The sequence below is a fragment of the Mycobacterium shinjukuense genome, assembly GCF_010730055.1.
Lineage (GTDB): Bacteria > Actinomycetota > Actinomycetes > Mycobacteriales > Mycobacteriaceae > Mycobacterium > Mycobacterium shinjukuense.
In genome coordinates this window covers 3,790,569-3,811,084 of record NZ_AP022575.1, presented here as the reverse complement: position 1 = coordinate 3,811,084, position 20,516 = coordinate 3,790,569, and the positions used below count along the sequence as shown (strand labels likewise).

The window sequence follows — 20,516 nt, the reverse complement described above, 5'->3', positions numbered from 1 at the left end:
CTCAGATCGGCATCGCTAGCCGAGCTCCGGAGGCTCCGGTGGCGCCTTCGGTGGAAACCCGTCCCACGGTCTGCACGCCAGCGGCGGCGGTTTCGTCACCCGACTCGGCTTGGCCGTCGCGGTCCGGGTCTTCGTCCTCGCGTTTCGTTTCGTCGACCAGCTGCGCGCGCTCGGCCGGTTTGGTGTCGCTGGCAAGCTGTGCCGGCGCGGCGCCGCCCTGCGACCCCGACGAGGCGCCTTGCTGCGCGCTTTGGCTGATGGTCTGCGCGATGGGAGCCGCCTGCTGCGCCATCGGACCGGCGTGCGGGGCCAGCTGAACCAGTTGCGGCACGGTGGCAGCGACCCGGGGCGACCACGCGGAGACCTGTTGGCTCACCGTTTGACTCAGCTGTGACGCGACGCCCGCCGGCGCGCCCAGCAGCTGCCCGCTGGTAGCCGTCTGGCCTGCTGCCGCAGCGGCACCCGGTGCTTGCCCGTCGGAGCCGAACTGGTACCGCGTCAACGCGTCGCCCAGCGACTGGTCGGCCTTCGCGTAGATGTCGGCCGCGGTGGACATGCCCGACGCCGTCCTCTTGAGGGCGGCCGTGACGCCGGGCAACCCGTCGGAGACGAGTGATTCGATGCCTGGCATTGTCGCGTTGATGGCGGCCGACACCGCGTCCGATCCCGGCACCGTGATCGGCGGTGGAGCCGCCGGGAACACAAGTTCGGCGAGCTTGCCACCGGCAAGGTTCAAGCGGGCGGGATCGACGGCCAATGGTTCAGCCATCGCAAGATCCCTTCGGTAGGTAACCCATCGAGCAAATTTTACCCGACGTGTCCGAATCCCTTTTGCGGCAATTTGTCGGCGACCGATCGCGGCCGCTGGTGGCTCAGAACCGGATATTCCGGACCATGTCGTAGACACCGGTGATCCACAGCAGCAGCGGAATGATCGAGGCGACCATGGCGCCGTCGATCAACTCCAGGATCCGCTTCATCACCGGCGAAACGCGACGAACCTGTGCGGTCGCCCCGACGACGAGCAGCCCAACCAGGCCGATCGCGAGATAGACGGTCAGCATCAGCCAGGCATAGTTCGGGTACCACACGCTGAGCCTGGCCGCCAGCCCCGCCGGGATGGCCACGGCCGCTGCCAGCAACGCCCACGCGCACCACCGCTCGGCGTAAAGACGCGACCGAAATCCGCAGATCACCGCGATAACGGCGGCAACGACCAGGCTGTGCACGAAGAAGTGCCCACGCACCAGCACACCGATGGCACCGGCGGCCAGGATCACGGTGCCCGCCGTCACGTACCCAATCAACAGTTGTTTGGCCAGCTTGCTGCGCTCGGTGAGCCTGGCGGCCGACGCCGGCACCGAGGCGATGATCGCCTGCCAGGTCGGCGTTTCCTCGTTGGTGGCCTCTTGGGCGGCGACGGGATCGAGCAGCTCCTCGTTGTCGACGGTCTCGCCGGGAACGGGAATCGGTGGTAGTGCGATGCGCGCGACGGCGACCGTCAGCTTGGCGGCGTTGGTCACGATGAACAGCCCAAACGCGATCGCTCCAGCGGGCACCCACTGTTGGTAGCCATAGCCGTAAGCAAACGCGGCGGCGACCGCCGCGACCATCGCGATGACGACGAACGATGCCAACTCGTGACGCCGCCGCGGGCCGCCCCGCACCATCAGGGTGACGAAGAAGACGGCCGTGGCGGCGGCGGCCAGCTGGGGGGCGCCCAACGAGGTTGCCCCGCGTGGCAGCGGAACGGCGATCGCTGCGGCCGCGGCGATCGGTGGGTACGCGGCGGCGAGCAAACATTCGGAAAGACGCGGACTGCGGTAAAACCGCTGGGCGACGAACGAGCCCACCAGCACGGCGATGCCCACGATGCCGATCGCCAGCGGCCAGAACGGGGTGCGCCCGGTGGCCCACCAGGCCCACATGGCGGTCACGGTGAGCGGCAGGGTCACGATCGGGATGGCCACCGCGATGAAGCGATTCAACGCCGCCCGGTCGAACTCGGGTGATTCGTCGAGCACCGCGATCGCGTCGATGACGTCCTCGACCAGTGGCCGATACCGTTCGGTGCGGCTGGCCGAGACCAGCGTCAGCAGCGATCCGTCGACCACCCCGGCGTCATCGAGTGATTGCTCGCGCTTCAGCGGTGGGAAGCCGGGGCGGGCAAATGTCCACACGCCCTGGGCGGAGAAGTCGAAGCCGGCCAGAACCTCCGGCGGGGTGTCGTCCAACAGGTCGGCCAGCACCGCGACGGTTTCGTCGATGTAGGTCTCCATCGGTGCCGCCGCCGGCAGCACCAAATCGGTCATCCGTTTGCCGGTGAGCACCGTCACTCGGGTGGTCGCGGGTCGGGCGGGCCCCGCCCCGGCGGCGGTCGAGCCAGCAGCAACGGCGGGTGCGCTCAACGACGTCCAGCCCTTTCAAAATCGTCGGATAGCGCCGCGGCCAGTTCGAGAACCCTGCGTCGATAGACCGGGCTGAGCAGGTCAAGCCGAATTTCGGTTCCGGCCGCGATGTGCTCGTCCCACGGCAAGACCACCACCCGGCCCGGTTGAACATGTTGTTCGAACTGCCTTACCAACCGCTTCTCCGAGACGTTGGTTTCGCCCACCGCGACATGGTTGATCACCACGCAGGCCCGCTTCAGCAGATCGTGGTAGCCGTGGTTGCGTAGCCAGTCCAGCGCGATCATGGCCTGCCGGGCACTGTCGAGCGACACATTGGTCACGATCACGATTGCGGACGCCGTTTCGAGCACGCCCAGCGTCACCGGGTCGAGCAGGCCGGCACCACAGTCGGCCAGGACGAGGTTGTAGAACTTCGAGACCGTGTCGACCGCCGACCGCAAGTCCTGGCCGCTGAGCCCGCGCCGTGCCGCGGTGTACTGTGCTGCGGGCAGGATTTCCAGGTTGTTCGCGTTCACGCTGGTGTGTGCACGGACGTCGTTGTAGTGCGAAAGCCGTCGGTCGGCAAGCAGATCGGCGATGGACGACGGCGATGAGCGGCCGGCGCGGTCGGCGAGGTTTCCGGCGCTCGGATCCGCGTCGAGCACCAGGATCCGGTCGCCGCGCACCCGGGCCAAGGTATTGCCCAAGGTGACTGTCGTGGTCGTTTTGCCGGCGCCGCCTTTGAGGCCCAGCACCCCGATCTGGTAGGAACCGCGGGGATTTCGACATATTCGCGCGCGCAAGTCGAGTTCGTATTTTTCGTCGCGGCTCAAGCCAAGGTTGATCCGTGTCAACGTGTGGACCCAGCGTCGCCAACCGTGGCGTGGCACCAACCTGGCGGGTTTCGTGATCTGCGGCCGCTCACCGACTTCGGGAGTCTGGGATGCGGCGCGGCCCCCGCCGGCCGGGGCGTCCGGCGCCGCGGCGGGCGCGGTGGCGACGGCAGGGGTCGACGGCTGCGCCTCGGCGGGTCGCTCGGCGTGCCGACCCCCGACGCGGTCACCCGGTGACTTGGTGGGGGTTTCGGCCGCACCGGGTGCTGGGGCCGCGGGTGGTGCCGGGTGAGGTTGCTGCCACCACGCAAACGAGGGCCGGGGGGCGGCGGTGGGTGCGACCTCTGCCGCGCCCGGGCGTGGCGGGACAGCCACCGCCGGTGTTCCGCCGTCACCGTCGTCCTCGTCGCGGTAGCGGTGGCCGCGGCGACGTTGTGCCGGGGCTGGGGGCTCCGGCCGCGGTTCGGCGGCAGGCGGTGGTTGCCGGGGCCCACCGATGCGGACCCGGCGTGGTGCTGGCTCACGTGCTGCGCCGCCCGGGGTCGGCGGCGGTTGGGGGGATCCCGCGGGGGGTCCGCCGGCCGGCGGGCGTTCGCGGGCGACCTGGGGGGATTCGGAGGGCGGGGTTGATGGGGGACCGGTGATCGGTGTCGGCGGCCAGGGCGGCTTGGGCGGCGACGGTTCCGCCGAGATCCGCTGGTGATCGGGCGGTGCCGGCTGGGCTGGCGTGGCTCCGCCGATGGGCATGGGGGGCACGCCTGGTTTGGCTCCCCTTGACGAGGGCCCGCTGAGCGCCGTCGGGGCCGGCGGTGGCTCCGGCATGGCCGGCGGTGGCTCGGCCGCGAACCGGGGAAGTTCCGGTGGGGTCGGCGGCGGTTCGGGCGCTGCCGGTGCTGGTCCGCCGACGGGCATGGCGGGCAACGGCGGCTTGGGCGCGGCCGGCGGCGCGGCGGGAGGGGCTTGAAGGAATTGCCGCGCCCAGTCCGACGTCGGTGGCGGGTTCTCGCCGTTGGGTCGCGCAGCGTTTGTCGGTGTGGGAGGACTCGCGTCAAAGTACGACGGCGCGGTCTCCCCGTCGGGGGGTTCCGCCCCTTCTGCGGGCCGAAAGAGCTGCTCGTAGTCGGCCGGCATGAGAACCTCTCCGAAGTTCGTCAAGAGAACTAAGCACGAGAAGGGGCGAGATCCCCGGAGGGGTTGAACTCGCCCGATCTCGTGCTTAGGTATTCTACGCGAACTTAAGGGGTGACCTACGCGAACATCCCCGTCACGCTGCCCTCGGTCGATTGCATCGCCTGACCGGCCTCACTGATGGTGCGCGCCAGGTTCTGCAGGGCGTTGTTGAGCTCGGTAGCGGTGGCGTCCCACTTCTGCTGAACGCCCTGGTAGGCCTCCGAACCGCTACCGCCCCAGGCCGCCGCCAGCTTGGTCAGCGACTGCTTGCCCTCGTCGAGCAGGGAATGAATGGACGTGACGTTTCCCTGAATTGCGCTTGCCGCGGCCTCAATGCCCGCGAAATTCCACTGCTGTTCTGTCATGTCTGTGCTCCGTTTCTTTGTGGTTGGGGAATTAGAAGCCCATTTGCGAGGACAGTGCCTGCTGCTGTTCCTCGTCGGCCTTGGAGTATTGGACGCCGGCCTGACGAATATTCGCCGAAATTTCGTCGAGTTCCTGCTTCTGCTTGTTGGCCGCCTCTTGGAAGCGCACCACCGCGGCCTGGGCGGCCGTGCCCGCGGCACCGCGCCACTGGCTCTGCAACGAAGCCGCCGTCGACTCCACCTGGTCGATCTGGGTCTTCAGGTCGCCGGAGATCCGCTCGAAGTTACCTGCCTCCTGCGCGAGGGTAGCGGCATCGGTCTTCATCTCTGCCATGCTGGACTACTTTCTCTCTTTCTTTTCCTCGCCAAAATGTTGGCAAGTCTTCCGGCCCGGGTGGCCGGGAAGCCTGTCGTTATCGTGGGCGCTCACCAGTCGTCCTGGTCGTCCCAATCTTCGTCGCCATGGTCGTCGCGCTCCTTGGTGAGCGGCGCCGGTGCCGTCAGCCCTGGCCTGGTCGAGCCGCCGGAGCCGGCGCCCTGACCCAGCGCGCCGGCGCCCACCGGGGCCGCGCCGCCGGTGGCCGAGGATCCGGCGGCCGCCGCCGGCATCACCGCGGGACCGGCGGGCTTTTCGATCAGGCCGGCCATCAGCGGCGTGCGCGCCAACGTCCCTCCGGCGCCGGGTAGGGCATCCGCGCGCAGCAGTCCCGCGCCCACGCTTGCGCCCGATCCGCCCGCCAACGGGTGGTTGGACAGCGGACTGGCACCGAGTAGGCCCATCTGGGCGGCTTCGTCGTCGCCAAGCCCGCTGCCGGGCCCGCCGCTGGAACTGCCCACCTGGCTGAACAGCGACGTCACCTGCTGCATCGGCTGGGTCAGCTGCTGCATCGGGCCGGTCATCTCGGCGACCTGTCCGACCGTTTCCTGCAGCTGGCCAGCGGGCACACCGGTGGCTTTGGACGCCATCCCCAGCAGCGGGCTGGACGTCATGCCTTGGCTGGTGCTGGGATCGAGGATCGCGGTCATCGGTTCGAGCTTTTCGAACAGCGTGTTGGCGATGGTCTCCGCCTGGTAGACGTCCATGGCCAGGGCGGCCTGGTTCCACATCCGGATGAAGTAGTCCATCTCGTTGACGGCGATCGGCACCGTGTTGATGCCGAAGAAGTTGGTGGCCACCAGCACCGCCCTGGTGATGTGGTTCGCCGCGATTTCCGGCAACGACGGTGTGGTCGCCATCGCCTGGGTGTAGGCGGCGGCCTGCGCCGTGGCCTGCATCGCGCGCACCTTCGCCTGCGCCGACGCGCTCTGCAGCCAGGTCACCATCGGCTTGGCGGCCGCGATCGCCTTGTCGCTGCTGCCGCCGGTCCACGCCTCTCCCAGCGAGTTCAGGCGCGCGGTCAGCTCGACGGCCTGAGCGTCCAGGGCCGCCGCAAGCGCCTCCCATCCCATGGCTGCCGCCAGCATCGGAGCCGGGCCCGCGCCGGCCATCAGCCGTGCGGTGTTCAGCTCCGGTGGCATTGCATGCCACAGCATGGTGATCACTCCTTCGTGTTGCGATGTGTGTAGGACTGTTAGACGAAGACGCGGGCAGCGCCGTCGCCGGGTTGCGAATAGGCGGCCGGATCGAGTGACATATCGTCCATTTGCCTACTTCGTCTCCCCTATTTGTGTCCCGGACACAAACCGTTCGCTTTCAGCCGGAAACAAAGCCGACTGTCAGCTCCGCCCCCGGGCTCGATTACCCGCTCGATTACAGGTCTTGGGTCCTGCTTCGCCGCGAATGAAATAATCTTAACCGGCGCTTGGGGGTGCTGCGAACACTTCTTCTACAGGCTCGATGTAGGGGGCCTGGATGACCTCTTTGCCCTCCGGGGAAACCAAAAATGCCTGGCCAGGGGGGCGCCGTTTGACCTTGAACTCGCTGGACGGGAATTCTTGCTTCTCGCCGGAAAGGAACATTGTCGGCGCGCCCGACCCGAATGCCGCGCCCACGAACTTGTCCATGGTCGCCTTGTACGCCTGGCTCATCTGGCAGGTCACAATGATGTGCAACCCGATATCGGCCGCCGCCGGCAGTAGCGGAGTCAACGGTGCCATGGGCGGCATCCCGCCGGCGGCCCCGACAATCATGTGCCAATCGTCGACCAGCAGCACCACGTCGAATCCGCTCCACCAGGAACGCGAGCGCAGCTGCGCCGTCGTCAGGTCGGTCGGGGGCAACCGCTTCTTCAGGTTCACCGCCAGCGCCTTGACCGCCTCGTCCAGGCTCGCGCTGTTGCGGTTGATCGCGCCGGCGGCCAGCAGATGGGTGTCCGGAACCGCGTCCAGCAGCCCGGAGCGGTAATCGGCGAGCATGAAGCGGACCTGCTGGGGACTGTTGCGGGCGCAGATCGCCCGGGCGATGGCGTGCGCGATGGTGGTCTTGCCCGACTTGGCCGCGCCGAAGATCAACAGGTGCGGGTTGGTGTGCATGTGGCTGTAGGCCACCGACAGGTCCGTCTCGCGCAGGCCGATCGGAATCTCCCAGCGGGTGCGGTAGTCGGACCCGGGGCCGGGCGGGTTGGGGTCGAGTTCGTGCAGATGGATGCGCGCCGGCAGCATCCGGACCGGCGGCGCCTGGTCGGTGTGCTGAGCCGAGATCTGCGCCACCCCCGCAGTCATCGCCTCCACCAGGTTCTCGGTGCTGTGCACGCCGTCAAACCGGGGCACCCCGATCATCAGGTGGTGCTTTTCCAGCGACACCGCCCGGCCGGGACGGTTCGCCGGGATCTCCCGGGCGATGCGGTCGATCTGGGTTTCGTTGACGTCGCCCAGCCGGAACTCGATCTTGGTGCCCAGGTAGTCGCGGACCCTCGACTTCAGTTCCGTCCAGCGTGGTGTGGAAATGATGACGTGAACGCCGAACGACAGCCCCTGCGCGGCCAGGTCCTGGACTTGCCCTTCAAGATCGGGAAACTCACTGACGAAGGCCGGCCAGCCGTCGATGATCAGGAATACGTCGCCGTATGGATCGGCCGCGACGGGTTGGCTCGGGTCGTCGCGCAACTGTCGATACATCGCGATCGAGCCCACCCGGTGTTCCTTGAAGGTGGCCTCGCGTTGCCGCATCACCGATTGCATCTCCGCGACCACCCGGTTGACCTTGTCCGGCTCGGACCGGCTCGCGACCCCGCCGACGTGCGGCAGGTTCTCCAGATAGATCAGACCGCCGCCGCCGAGGTCGATGCAGTAGAACTGGACATTGCGCGGTGAGTGCGTGGCGGCGGCCGACATCACCAGCGTCTGCAGCAGGGTGGACTTGCCGGTTTGCGGCGCGCCTCCGATGCCGATGTTGCCGCCCGCCCCGGACACGTCGACACCCCACACGTCCTGCAGATGCCGGCGCGGTTCGTCCATGATCCCCAACGCGAAGCGCAACGGCTGTCGCCGGTCGCGCGCGATCAGCTCGTTGAGCGGGGTGGGGTCGGTCAGCGGCGGCAGCCACATCTTGTAGGCCCGCGATTCGGCGGTGCTGAGCTGATCCAGGATCACCTCACGCAACGTCTGGGTTCCTGGTGGGGTGGTCATGACGTCAGCGCTCCCGCGCGAGCGGGGCTTGCCCCCGGCTCAACGACCGGGGCCGCGGTGAACCGGCGAATTCGCATGGCTTGCCGGGCGATATGCGGCCCACCCCCGCCGGCCTCGCCGTCGGTGTCGGCCTTCGTGGGCGGGACATAGGGGCCGCTGATGTAGAACGTGCTGAACTTGACCGGATCCTCCATGCCGACCCGCAGAAACCCGACACCGCTCTCTTTGTTGGTGATGTATTGCGCCTCCGGGGTGCCGATGACCGCCTTCGATTCGTGAGAGCTGGTGGTGCGCAACGCGATCCGGTAGGTCAGGTTGGGCTCGAGTTTGTCGATGCGCACACCGCCGGTTTGCAGTGACTGGGTCGCCAGCAACAGATGCACCCGCAGCGACCTGCCAACGCGGCAGATCCGGTCGAACAGGCCGATGAAGTCGGGGTGACTTTGCAGCAGTTCGGCGAACTCATCGACGACGACGAACAGCGTTGGCAGCGGCGGGAGGTCGGCGCCGCGCTCTCGGTACTTCTCGTATTCGGCCACACCGGACAGCGCGCCCGCCGCGCCCACCTGCATCCCGGCCTGGCGCAGAATCGACTGCCGGCGGTCGAGCTCGCCGGTGAGCACCTCACCCATCCTGCTGACCAGTTCGGCCTCCTCGGCCATGTTGGTCACGACGGCGGCGGTGTGCGGAAGCTTTTCCATCCCCAGAAATGTCGAGCCGCCCTTGAAATCGGTGAGCAACAGATTCACCTGGTCGGGGTGGGTCATGGCTACCAGCGACAGGATCAGGGTGCGCAGGAACTCCGACTTACCGGACCCGGTGGTGCCGATGAGCATCCCGTGCGGGCCAGCGCCGAACTCCGCTCCTTCCTTGATGTCGAGGTACATGACGTTGCCGGTCTTGAGTTCGTGACCGAACGGGATCCGCAGCCGGTCGCGGTCGGTGTCGGTGTACATCCGCCAGCGGGCGGGCGTGATGTCCTCGACGCTCTTGGCGCCGACAAGCTGGTGCCACTCGGTGGCCACCTTCCTCTGCACCCGCGACGTCTTGTCGAGGATGGTGCCGGTGATCGACCAACCGGCCAGCCTCCTGGCCAGGCGGGTGGCTTCGTTCGGTGTCATGCGGTCGGCCACCGAGGTCACCAGGCGAAACGACTGACCCGGCAGCCGGTCGTCGGCGGTCCCGTCCTCGGCGACCCTGATCCGGTAGGCCGAGCCGCGGTGGTTGCCGAGCGTGATCACGGTGACACCGGCCCTGCCGTCGGGTGGGAACCCGGCCTTGCCGCCGGTCAGGTCGACCACGACGATGTAGGGGCCGGTGGGCAGCGAATCCGGAGCGTGCGGGCCGCGGGCGGCCAGATCGGCCAGACTGTCCGGGCGGGTGCTGATCATCCGTGCCGGCCCGGCGGCGTCGGTTTCGGTCGGATGCTGAACGTGCGGGAGCCATTTCAGCCAGCACCAATCCGGGTCATCGGGATCGTCGGTGAGCACCCGGATCTGCAGCAGGTCCGGCGGATGAAATACCGCCAGGTGGCAGATCATCGCGCTCAACAATCCCGCCGCCCCCGCCGGGTCGCCACCGATCGCGATCGTCGGAAACGAGCGCAGCTGCACCAGTTTCGGGCAGTCGTGGATCAGACCATGGGTGCGCAGGAACTTGACCACCCACATGTGGCTGACCGGCTCCAGATACGGCTGAGGGGCGGCGGTGGCGGCCGCCAGTTCGCCGCCGACGGCCGGCCTCAACAGTCGATCGACCGCCGGCTGGTCACCGATCCCGATGCGGGCAGCCGCGTAAAAGTCGCTGTTGGCGGGCCGGGACCACTGCCGCTGGGTGCCCACCAGCGAGAGCAGATCGCCGGGATGGGGGGCGTGGTAGCTGAAGAACGTCACCTGCGAGCTGGCCGAGGACGTCACCCGCGAGCGCAATCCGGCCAGATAACGCAGGTATTCCTTACGGTCGGCGTTGATTTCGGGCACCTTCTTGCCGCCGCCGCCGGTGCCGCCGGCCATGGTGCCGACCATCATCACGATCATCATCAACGGCATCATCAGCATGTATGGCGATAACTGCCGGCCGCCGGCGAACATGATCGCGATCATGCCGAGCATCGCGCCACCCATCACGTACGGCAGGATCTTCTGCACGCCCGACGGCGGGATGTCGATCCCGAGGTCATCGGGAGGGGTGAGGTTGATCTCGCCCGGGGTCAATCGCGGGCCGCGGGTGATGGTCGGGGTGAACTTCTTCGTTGTCATCAGGGCGCTCCGGGGGTTCCGGCCGGCACTTTTCGGGGGTTGGGGTCGGCGGGCAGCGTGTCGTGCTCGAGTAGGGCGGCGTCTTTGGACAGCACCGGGCCGTCAACCAGCAGCCGCACGATTTCCCAGGGCGCGGTTTTGGGCGAGCCGAGCCCCAGCGCCTTGGCGGAATCCGCGTCGGGGATCCCGTACCGCACGCCCTCGGGGTCGATGTAATACATCGATTCGTGATAGCGCGGATCCGGTGACTGCAGCGCGATGAACTTGCCGCCATCGGTGTAAACGGTTGCCGTTCCCTGGATCTGCTTGATGCCGGTGTTCATCTGGGACGGCTGAATCGGCAGATGCCGACCGGCCAGCACCGTCGTCTTGGGTGATTGATCGCCGGCTCCGCGTTCCCACGTCCAGCACAGCACGGGCTCCTGCGGCCGATCCAGCAGCTTCAGCTGCTCGTCGGGCAGCGGGGAGTCATAAACCCGTTCGGGGATGGTGACGACCAGGCTGGGCACCACCGCAGGCGGGGCGACCAGCCCGTGCGACTGGGTGGCCCGCAACGCCGCGGCGGTGGTCGCGTTGACCTGCGCGATGCCGTTGGGCAGCACCACGAAGTATCGCGGCCCCTTGTCGGTGTGGATCTGGAACACCGAGCCGATCACCAGGGCCTCCGGCAGCCCGAGCGTGTTGGGTGCGCCCGCGCCCGGTATCGGCGGCAGCTGCCAGGACCCCATGTCGGGTAGCGCGTTGAACATGCCCTCGGAGATCGGGATTGGCTTGGCGGTGACCGGTATCCCCATCGACGAGGTGAGCGCGCGGTTGGCCAGGTCGATGGCGTGGCGACCCTTCGTCGTGACGATCCATTGCTGGCCGCCGTAGGACGCCAGCAGCGCCTCGTTCGGCTGAATCGGATCGATCGACGGATCGATCGTCAGCGGCAGCGCCAGGATCGCCGTCTGCACCGAGGGCGAAGACGTTTCGGCCCGGGCGACGGTGTCGCACAACGTCCAGGTCGAGGTGGTACCCCCGGACACCGGGGTGGCGTAGGGGGCGCCGGGGATTCCGATGGTCTGGCCCCGAGGCATCCGGCCCAGCTCGGAGGACTTCACGGTGGCGGGGCTGGCCGGATTGCCCAGCACCAGCCGCGCCGAGGTCAGGTTGTAGACAGGGTGCAGCTGACCGGACAGGATCACATAGAGCTGGTTGGTGGAGCGGTCGGTGAGCAGGCTGGTGCCACCGAGCTTTCCCTGGGGTTTGAAGTAGGCCAGCAGCCCGGCGCCAACCAGGATCAGCACCGCCACGACAATGCCGAGCCAGACCGAGCGGCTGTAGAACTGCAGCGGATCGTCGAACATGCGGGTGTCGCGTCGCACGATGGCGTGTTCGACCCGGCGGAGCAGGAAACGCCAGCCGCTGACCTGAACCTTGGTGGTCAGGCGAAGCCCCATGGTTCACTCTCTCATGTTGAGGTGGGCGTGCACCGCGGCGATCGCCTCGGCCATGTCGGCGCCGGTGATCTCACGCAGCCGGTCTTCGTCGAGGTCGTCGATGTTGAGGCTTTGGGCCAGGCGCATGTCACGGCACTGCTCGCCGCCCTCGACCAATTGCCGTGCGTAGCGACCGTTTCCGGCGACGTCCAGCGCCGGCCGGCCGCGCAGTGTGCGCTGGTCCAGCAGCTTGGCCGCTTCCAGGAACTGCTCGGCGGCCTCCGCGCTCAACGTCGAGTCATTGGCGGCGGCAAGGACTTTGGCGATCTCGAGCAGCTCTTCGGGGGAATAGGTGTCGAATTCGATGCGCGTGGCGAACCGCGACCGCAGGCCCTCGTTGGTTTCCAACAGCCGATCGATGTCGTTGGGGTAGCCGGCGATGATCACCACCAGCCGGTCCCGGTCGTTTTCCATGCGGGCCAGCAGGGTGTCCAGCGCCTCCTGCCCGAACGGGTCGGTGCGTCCGTCGCGTTCCTGCACCAGCGCATAGGCTTCGTCGATGAACAGCACGCCGTCGAGGGCCTGATCGATCGTCTTGGTGGTCTTGACCGCCGACTGCCCCTCGTACTCGGCGACGAAGTCTTTTCGCGAGGTCTCCACCAGCTTGGGTTGGGCGATCACACCCAACCCGGCCAAGATATTGGCCACCACCCGCGCGATGGTCGTCTTGCCGGTTCCCGGCGGCCCGGCGAAGATCATGTGCTTGCTCGGCTGGGCGACCTTCATGCCCTTGGCGGCCCGCACCCGGGCCATCATGGTCGCCGCGCGATAGCGTTCGATCTGGGTCTTGACCCGGGTCAACCCGATCTGGCGATCCAGCTCGGCCTGGGCCTCGGCCAGCAGCCGCTCCCGACCAGAGTTGTCGGTCACCACGCTGCCCGGATCCCACGGGTCGGCGCGGGCGGCGATCTGCTCGGCGGTGGTCGTCTTCAAGCGGTACGACGGATCCTTCAGCGCGGCGGCGACTTTGGGCTCGGGATGGGTGGTCTGCAACCACTCCAGCAGCGCCACCGCGGCCTCCTCGTTGCCCTGGCTGCGCCGGGCCATCGCCAGATACCAGGCGATCGCGGGCGCACACGCCTCACCGGCCGGTGAGTCATTGGCTTCGGTGAGGCGGCGTTCGGCTTCGGTGAACAACCCCAGATTCGCCGCAGCCACCCCATGCGCGACTCCGGCGGCACCGGTCAGGAACTTGTCCGGCCACTTGCCGGCCCCCTTGACCTCGTCGATCACGTCGGTCCAGCGTTCGGCGGCACCGTAGATCACCGCCTTGAGCCAGGCCACCAGATGCTCCGAACCGCTCACCGCGCTGGCCTCGATGGCCTCTAGGGCGTCGGCGTAGTTACCTTGCGCCGCTTCACACGCGGCGAAACCCATGGTGATCGCCAACGGCGAGGTGACCGGGTAGGTGATGTCGCCGTAGCGGCCCCCGATCGGCACCCGGGCACCCAGGGTGCTCATCGAAATCTGGGCCGAGCCCGCCAACTGACCGAAGTTTCGCCGCGAATACCAGGCGCGAAACAAGGTCACCCGATCGGTGTCACCGCACCGAATGCGGCCCACCCACGCGTCGCAGGCCGACTCGTCGTCGTTGGTGATCTCGGTGAACAGATCCAACGCCCGTGCCTCCGACAGCGGCAGCATGCTGACGGCACTTTCGAACAGTCCGGCCAAGCGATCAGTCATTTATCACCGTTATACCGGGCGGTGTAGTCAACGTCGTATCGGGTCGCGAACACTTCCGCTTCGGCCGCGGCGGCCTCCTCCGGAGTCGGCAAATTCAGTGTCATACCGACGAATTCATGCAGCAGGGCGCTTTCTTGTTCGTCCTCACCGGCCATTTCGCGCATCTGCTCCACCATGAAGGTGTGCTGGGCTGCCCGCGCCTTCTGCCGGGCCAGGTCGGCGATGACGAAAATCTCCTCGGCAAGCGCGGAGTCGCTCATGCTCGAAGCCTTGTCGGTCAGCGTGACCTGATGGATGATGCCGCCCATCATGGTCGTGACCGACACGCTGCCTTGGGGGTTGGTCACGGTGAACAACTCCAGCTCAGGCTCTTCCTGGAGCTCGGTGAGCCCATGCAGCGCGTCCAGGTCGGCTCCGGTGTCCGCGGGCTCAGCGGGCGTGTACTCGTCCAGCGCGTCAAGAGAAGACTCCCCGGCCGCACCGCGGGCGGAGAAATCCAGGGCGCCGAGGTCATCGTCGTAGTCGTCGTTCCCGGGCAGGTCCACGTGGCGTCCCTTTCTGAACTCGTAGCGGGGGAGGTCAGCCTCGGGGCGAGGCATGAGCGTGATCTGCGGCGTGATCCAACCAGGATCCCGCTGGCAACAGTTCCAGCAGGCTGTCCAGCGCGCGCTGCAGATTCTGCTGGGTGCCGGGTAGGAAGCTGCCGTACAACTCGCCGCCCACCCGACGGGGAAGCGATACCAACCGGCCGTAGCGTGAGTCGAGCACCCCGGCGGCCGCTTGGGTGTGGGTCGTCGTGCCGCCGGGGTGACGTTGGCTGGCGACGATCTCGACCCAGCCGGTCGGGTTGCTGACGATCTCCGTATAGAGGCGGGCCATGGCCGGCGCGACACCGTGCCGGGACAGTTGGGCGGCGGTCGTGCAGTCGGCCAGTTCACTGGCCACGCCGGTCAGCGGCTCGACGTTCGCGGGTTCGGCCTCCCCCAGCACGATCGTCACCATGCCGGCCAGACCAACCCGCGGAGCCACCCGCTGCAGCACCAGCATGTCGCCGTCGCGCGCCGCGACGACATGGGTTTCGTCCTTGCGGCACACCGCGAAACGGACCATCACGCCGCCCACATCGCGACGCCACCACCGACCTTCCAGCGCGCGATCGGGCCTACCGAGCGTGTCGACCATGGTGGCGACGGCCGGGTGGGGTTGGCCGTTGTGGTCCAGCACGCCCTGCGCGGTGAGGTCGCGCCGCACCTGGTCCCAGACGATGTCTCTGAGGTCCTCTTGCGGGATGTTGGGCCGGATGCCGAGGGCGACGGGGAATTCGACCAGGTGCAACCGGTCGGCGATCACCAGCATGCCGTCAATGGTCACCTCGACGCCGACGACGTCGTCGACGCGGCTCGCGCTACCGGGAGCGAGCGGACCGGACATGATCAGCCGAAGATCTTGTCGATAACGCCGGCGAGGCCTTCGTCGGAGTTGAGATAAGCGCTGGCGGCCGACAGCAGATTGTTGGCCAACCCAGTCGTCACCCCTTGCAGGCCCACGCCGGTGCTGTTGCGGGTGGTCTCCAACTCCTGCAGGGTGTCGTTGAATTTCGACGTGAACGAGCCGTGGGTGATCGCGACCCGCTGGCTGATCCCGGTGACCGTTGAGGTCGCCGTCTTGAGTTGGCCAGCGATCTCGTTATGCATGCCGGCTAGCACCTTCAGGAACGAAGGCACGACGCCGAGGACTCCTGTCATGGGGTAGACCCTCCTCTACGTTTTACTTTCTACTCGCCACGGCTGTGGCTCGCTATGGCTTGGATTGGTTGGGGGCGTGCGGGGTTAAAGGACGGTTCCCTGCTGTCGCTGCTGGCCACCGCCGGCGTCGATGGGTGCGCGCTCCGCGCCCGGCGTGCCCGCGCCCGCGCCTTCCTCCTCCTCTTCCTTCTTGTCGCCGACGAGGGTGGCCTGCTGCTGGCCGCCTTGCTGGGCCTGCGCGGAGATCATCTGTGCCTGTTGGCCGGCCATGCTGCCCAATTGGCCTGGCCCGCCACCGGCGGCGGTGAGTTGTTGCAGCTGACCGATGGTGGACGCGATCGACCCCACACTGGGCAACTGGGCAAAGCTGAGCAGGTTGGCGAAGCTCAACGCGGGCAGGCCCGCGAAGCCGCCCAAGAAGTCGGGCAGGGCTGCCAACTCGGTCCACGTGGGCAAATTGCCCAAGTTGCCGATGCCGGGGATCAAGTCGCCCAGCCCGGGCAAGCCCGGGAACAGGTCGGGGATGGTGGGCAGCCCGGGCAGGCTCGGGAACCCGGGGATGGGCAACCCGAAGCCGGGCACGTTGAGGTCGGGGAAACCCGGGATCGTTGGCCATTGGAAGTCGGGCAAGCCCGGGATGGGCAATTGGAAGTCGGGGACGCCGACCTCCGGCGGCCACTTGAAATCCGGTAGGCCCGGGAAGTCGGGCAGGCCCGGGATGGGAATATCGGGCAGCTTCGGCGGCCAGAGGTCGTCGATGATGCCGGGGATGTCGGGCAGGGGAATGCCGGGCAGACCGGGGAACTTGGGCAGGGTCGTCAGCATGTTCATCAGCCTGCCGAGAATCCCCCTCAGGTTGGTCACGTTCATCAGCGTCATGATCGTCAGGTACAGCAGCGCGCCGCCAACGACGGCCATCGCGATGCCGGACATGGGCAGGGCCAGCTCCCACGACCACAGCCAGCCGAGGATCGGCACCTTCTCGAGGCCCTTGCACACCTTGTAGACACCGTCGATCATCTTTTTCATCGCCCGCAGGACGTCGCGGGTGTTGGACACGTATTCGGCCTGATTCGAAATCAGATTGCCGGTCAAATAGTCGAGGTCACCCATCACCTGCGCGCGAAGTTGCTGGGCGATGTTCTGGTTCAAATAGGCTTCCGCCGCTTGGCCGATCCAGTTGGTGCCGGGAATCGCCAGCCCCATCCGCTCGCTGATTTGTTTGAACAGCGACGAACCGGTGTTGAAGACGTCGCCCGGGTCGGGGATTCCCTCGCCAAGCAAGAGCAACTGGCCCCAAATAAAGTTGCTCGTCGACTTGCAGAGATCGCTGCCTTTCATTTACGTGGTTCCTTACACTCGCCGTTCTGTGCATTGTCTTTTGATATGCACCTGTGCACCGCATGTTGAGCTTAGCAGCGCCGCGGCGGGGGTAGATGCACGAATTTTTCGGCGCGACGGGCGTTTTCGAGCGCACGACACGGAAAGACCGCACCAGGAAATCTCGGGGCGACGCCACCGCTCCCCCCGACCGTTGCCACCGGCGCGCCGCCACATACTTGTCCCGATCGGGCGCCCGGAACCCCTCAATTGATCTGACTTATGAGCGCTTCAATCTTGTCGGCGGCGCTGGCGGGCAAAACTTCCTCGGCTTCCGCGCGGACGATCATTTCTTCGGTCACTCCGGCGGCTTGTGCGGTCTCCGAAGTGGATAGGTTTGCCCGCCGGCGAGCGGCATATAAACGCTGCGCCAGCGTGGCGCCCGGGGCGGTCGCTCCGAGCGTCATTAATTCGTCGTGGTGGCGGCGCACCGCGCCCAGCGCCTTGATCAGTTCCGGGGTGATCCGGCTGATCCGGGTCGCCTGGACGGCGATCGCCTCGAGCTGGCGCAAATCGGCAAGGATCGGCGCCGCGCGTTCGGTGAACTCGGGATCCTGCGGCGACGGCAACGCCGCGATGGCCAGGCTGCAGGTGTCCACGGCCGCGGCCACGGCCTGCGCGATCAACGACGCTGGGGCGTCGGAGGGCGACGTCTCCCGGGTTGCCGGCGGGGGTGGTGAGCTTGCCGGGGGGTTTGGCTGGGTGACGGGCTGCTCGCCGCGACGGATGCGCGCGATGGTGCCGGCGGGCCACCGCAGCACCTCCTCGAGCTTGGCCCGGGTCCGTTCGCGCGGCCAACTGCGGCCCTTTTCGAAGGCGATGAGCGCGCCGGCGTTGATAATCCCGTCGGCGGCCAGGCTGCGCTGACTGATGTCGAGCTCGCGACGGCGCGCCGCGGCGGCCGCCCCGGCGCGGACCACGCCAGGATCGGGTTCGTTGGTCTGACCGTTCGACTTGTCCGCTGGTTGGTGCTGCTCTTCAGCCGAATTCGACGGCCTGACGACTTCGAACGTCAACGCCTTGCCTCCAGTGGGATCGCCGAACCGGACGATGGTCGTGTCGTTGATGGTCACCGAACTGCGGCGTCGTCCGTCGACGAACTTACCGGTGTGGCCGTCGTCCACGATCCGCCACCGTCCATCATCGGACACCGTTGGCGGCTGCGCCCGACGGACTCGCGGATCCTCGCGGCGTCCGCCGGCCGCCGTGCGGACAACGGCTGCGCGGCCGGTTACCGGGCCGCGGCCCGACGCGATCGCGCGCGACGACGCGCCGTGGTGCGCGACCAGCGGTGCTGGTCCGCCGGTCGATTCGGCGTCGGGCATCTGCGTCGATTCCTCGCTCGCGGACGGTAGGGCGGGCAGCAGGGTCCTTCCGCTTCCCACCATGCTAACCGTCGCACCCTTCCAATGCTATGACTTCGCTACGTTTTCGCGCCGGTGGCGGTGGCTCCCGCCTGGGAGCCACCGCCACGGGCAGCCGGGCTTCCGCTACGGTTCACTGTACCGCGAACTGTCGCAGACCGAAACAGTTTTTCCGCGGCCGTGCCCGGTGCCGGGAGGTCAATCCCAGCGTCTTCGGCGCCGATCCACAGCCGATTGACAGGAAGTAAGCCCTGGTAGACAGCGTGTAGAACGGTAAACTGTGGGATCCACAGGCAAAGTCGTAGCAGCGCCGGACCAGCGCGGATCAGTAACTGTTGCACTGCAACGGTTGGTGCTATACAGTTCTGCAGCAGAGGTAACCAACCTGCAACGCTTTCTGGAGGAAGGCAAGACATGACCGCTACAGCTCTATACGACGTCCCGCTGGGGGTTTGCACGCAAGACCCCGACCGGTGGACCGAGACCCCCGACGAGGAGGCCAAGGTGTTGTGTCGCGCATGCCCGCGCCGGTGGGCCTGTGCCCGCGACGCCGTCGAGTCGCCAGGCGCCGAAGGACTGTGGGCGGGGGTGGTGATTCCCGAGGCCGGCCGGGCCCGGGCATTCGCCCTGGGACAGCTGCGGTCCCTTGCCGAGCGCAACGGCTATCCCATCCGCGAGCGGGTGACAGCCCAATCGGCATGATCCACCACCGCCGGAGCCGCTGCTTCGAGGGGTCTGCGGTTCGGCGATGCGAGGATGCCAAGCGTGCGCACAGCGCGAGAAATCGACCGATTTCTCGCGCCGTGCGTGTGTGGGTGTGGGCCGCTGACCAGTTCGGTTGTTCAGTGCTTCGGTGTGCCCGCATCGTCGTCGGGCTGACGGTTGCGCGTCCCGTCGGGCCGTGCCGCGAAATACCCCGCGATCATCGCCGCGACCTGCAGAAACTTCAGCCGTGTCGCCGGGGCCATTTCATGGCTGACATCGATGACACCGCCGGGCCGCAGATGCGGATCGAACGGCACCTCGACCACGAGCTGGCCGTGATCGACGAACTCGCGGGCCAGCACCGACCTGGTGCGCTTGTCGGCGTGGCCGTCGGAGTCGTTGAGCACCACGACGCTGCGCCGCAACAAACCCGTGTGGCCCCGGTCCGCCAGCCACTCGATGATCTTGGCGGCGGCCGCGGCGCCGTCGGCCCACGGTGAGCTCACCACGATCAGCGCATCCAGATCTCGCAGGACCTCCTGGGTGACCGCGGAGTCCATCGTCGAGCCGCAGTCGACGACCGAAATCGCGAAGTGACGATCAAGCCGTAACGCGGCTTCCCGATAGATCGCCGGATCGAGCACCCGGCGCGGGCCGGACGCCGGCTCACCGGCCAGCACGTACAGGCCCGCGGAATTGCAGCCCACCCGGGCCGTCACGTCGCCGAAGGTCTGCAGGTTGGCGTCGGCGGTCAGTTCCCAGAACGAGCCGGTGACCCGCGGGTCGATTCGGCTGCTGAGCCGGCCAAAGGCGGTGTCGGCGTCGATAGCGACGATGCGGTCCTGCTTGCGCAGCTCAGCCAGGATCGATCCAACGCTGGCGGCGACCGACGTCTTCCCCACACCTCCCTTGCCCAGCACGCCGACCTTGTGGTTGCCGTGCAGGACGGTTCGTATCGCCGCCTCCAGGTGGGCGGCCTCGCGTTGCCGGGCTGACCGGCCCAGTAGGCCCAGGGGCACCATCCGAACGACGCGTCGCCAACCGCGGTCGCCTGAGCGTGCCCGGATGGGCACCGGTGCCGCAGCGGAGTCGGCCCAGGGACCCGGCGGCGGGGGAGCCGCGCGCGGTGCGGGTGCCGGCGGGTGTGACGGGGCTACCGGCGGTGCCGGGTCGGGCAGCGCGCGCGGCGGAGCTACCGGTGGGCGCGGTGATGACGCAGCCGCCGGCGCCGGCGACTGCGGCGACCGGGCCACCGGCGGGAACGGCGGCGGTGGCAGCGGACGGGCGGGGGGGGGAGTGCCGGGCCGGCGAGGCGGGGCCGGCGGGGAGGAGTCGGTGGTGGCGCCGGATAGGGACCCACCGACCGCGGATCGGGCCGGCCGGTGGCCGGGGCGGGTGGCTGCTGTGGCCGCAGACGGTCGCGGAGGAATTCGTCGCGCACGTGATGGGCTCCTCGAGGTGACAGGCGACCGATCGTCGCGCCCGCGGCGGGCTGCTGGCTCACGAGCCGCCCGGGGTGTCCGCCGACGACGGACGCTGACCAAACTATCCGTCCAGTATCGGCCACCGGCC

The 20,516-nt window shown here is 67.7% G+C and carries 17 protein-coding genes; 1 reads left to right on the top strand and 16 read right to left on the bottom strand.

Annotated elements, in window-relative coordinates:
• Position 1 precedes the first annotated feature (1 nt).
• The 15 genes from G6N20_RS17185 to espM form a co-directional block, all read right to left on the bottom strand.
• On the bottom strand, positions 2–769 hold the full coding sequence (locus G6N20_RS17185; RefSeq protein WP_083052004.1) for a hypothetical protein: 768 nt from the start codon (positions 767–769) through the stop codon (positions 2–4).
• A gap of 103 nt (positions 770–872) precedes the next feature.
• Complete coding sequence (eccD, locus tag G6N20_RS17180; protein ID WP_083052007.1) at positions 873–2,408, bottom strand: type VII secretion integral membrane protein EccD; 1,536 nt, start codon at positions 2,406–2,408, stop codon at positions 873–875.
• A complete protein-coding gene (locus tag G6N20_RS17175) occupies positions 2,405–4,354 on the bottom strand; it encodes a MinD/ParA family ATP-binding protein (RefSeq protein ID WP_083052009.1) in 1,950 nt (649 codons plus the stop codon). Before G6N20_RS17175 ends, eccD begins: the two co-directional genes overlap by 4 nt.
• A gap of 116 nt (positions 4,355–4,470) precedes the next feature.
• Positions 4,471–4,758 (bottom strand): type VII secretion system ESX-1 WXG100 family target ESAT-6, encoded by a 288-nt coding sequence (esxA, locus tag G6N20_RS17170; RefSeq protein ID WP_163663108.1) that lies wholly within the window; start codon positions 4,756–4,758, stop codon positions 4,471–4,473.
• Positions 4,759–4,789: 31 nt separating this feature from the next.
• A complete protein-coding gene (gene esxB, locus G6N20_RS17165; RefSeq protein WP_163663076.1) occupies positions 4,790–5,092 on the bottom strand; it encodes a type VII secretion system ESX-1 WXG100 family target CFP-10 in 303 nt (100 codons plus the stop codon).
• Positions 5,093–5,184: 92 nt separating this feature from the next.
• Complete coding sequence (locus G6N20_RS17160; RefSeq protein WP_083052331.1) at positions 5,185–6,291, bottom strand: PPE family protein; 1,107 nt, start codon at positions 6,289–6,291, stop codon at positions 5,185–5,187.
• A gap of 258 nt (positions 6,292–6,549) precedes the next feature.
• Complete coding sequence (eccCb, locus tag G6N20_RS17155) at positions 6,550–8,325, bottom strand: type VII secretion protein EccCb (protein ID WP_083052310.1); 1,776 nt, start codon at positions 8,323–8,325, stop codon at positions 6,550–6,552.
• On the bottom strand, positions 8,322–10,583 hold the full coding sequence (gene eccCa / locus G6N20_RS17150; RefSeq protein WP_083052311.1) for a type VII secretion protein EccCa: 2,262 nt from the start codon (positions 10,581–10,583) through the stop codon (positions 8,322–8,324). Before eccCa ends, eccCb begins: the two co-directional genes overlap by 4 nt.
• Complete coding sequence (gene eccB, locus G6N20_RS17145; RefSeq protein WP_083052312.1) at positions 10,583–12,025, bottom strand: type VII secretion protein EccB; 1,443 nt, start codon at positions 12,023–12,025, stop codon at positions 10,583–10,585. The genes eccCa and eccB overlap by 1 nt, the downstream gene beginning before the upstream one ends.
• Before the next feature lie 3 nt (positions 12,026–12,028).
• Complete coding sequence (gene eccA / locus G6N20_RS17140) at positions 12,029–13,750, bottom strand: type VII secretion AAA-ATPase EccA (protein ID WP_083052314.1); 1,722 nt, start codon at positions 13,748–13,750, stop codon at positions 12,029–12,031.
• Positions 13,747–14,295 carry a DUF2694 family protein gene (locus tag G6N20_RS17135; protein WP_083052317.1) on the bottom strand — a complete coding sequence of 183 codons (549 nt, stop codon included), beginning with the start codon at positions 14,293–14,295 and terminating at the stop codon, positions 13,747–13,749. The genes eccA and G6N20_RS17135 overlap by 4 nt, the downstream gene beginning before the upstream one ends.
• A gap of 34 nt (positions 14,296–14,329) precedes the next feature.
• Positions 14,330–15,181, bottom strand: a complete 852-nt coding sequence (locus G6N20_RS17130; protein ID WP_083052319.1) for an ESX secretion-associated protein EspG — start codon at positions 15,179–15,181, stop codon at positions 14,330–14,332.
• Between the two features lie 2 nt (positions 15,182–15,183).
• The gene (locus G6N20_RS17125; RefSeq protein WP_083052322.1) at positions 15,184–15,495 is read right to left on the bottom strand and encodes an ESX-1 secretion-associated protein; all 312 of its coding nucleotides are present in this window, start codon (positions 15,493–15,495) and stop codon (positions 15,184–15,186) included.
• 84 nt (positions 15,496–15,579) lie between these two features.
• Positions 15,580–16,836 carry an EspA/EspE family type VII secretion system effector gene (locus G6N20_RS17120; protein WP_083052325.1) on the bottom strand — a complete coding sequence of 419 codons (1,257 nt, stop codon included), beginning with the start codon at positions 16,834–16,836 and terminating at the stop codon, positions 15,580–15,582.
• 245 nt (positions 16,837–17,081) lie between these two features.
• A complete protein-coding gene (gene espM, locus G6N20_RS17115; RefSeq protein WP_083052328.1) occupies positions 17,082–18,200 on the bottom strand; it encodes an ESX-1 type VII secretion system transcriptional regulator EspM in 1,119 nt (372 codons plus the stop codon).
• A gap of 453 nt (positions 18,201–18,653) precedes the next feature.
• Between espM and G6N20_RS17110 the strand changes: the two genes are divergently transcribed.
• Positions 18,654–18,941 carry a WhiB family transcriptional regulator gene (locus G6N20_RS17110; RefSeq protein WP_083052663.1) on the top strand — a complete coding sequence of 96 codons (288 nt, stop codon included), beginning with the start codon at positions 18,654–18,656 and terminating at the stop codon, positions 18,939–18,941.
• A 140-nt stretch (positions 18,942–19,081) separates the two neighbouring features.
• Here the strand turns inward: G6N20_RS17110 and G6N20_RS17105 are convergent, their stop codons facing one another.
• Entirely contained in the window at positions 19,082–19,966 is an 885-nt protein-coding gene (locus tag G6N20_RS17105) for a MinD/ParA family ATP-binding protein (protein ID WP_083052661.1), read from the bottom strand.
• Positions 19,967–20,516 lie beyond the last annotated feature (550 nt).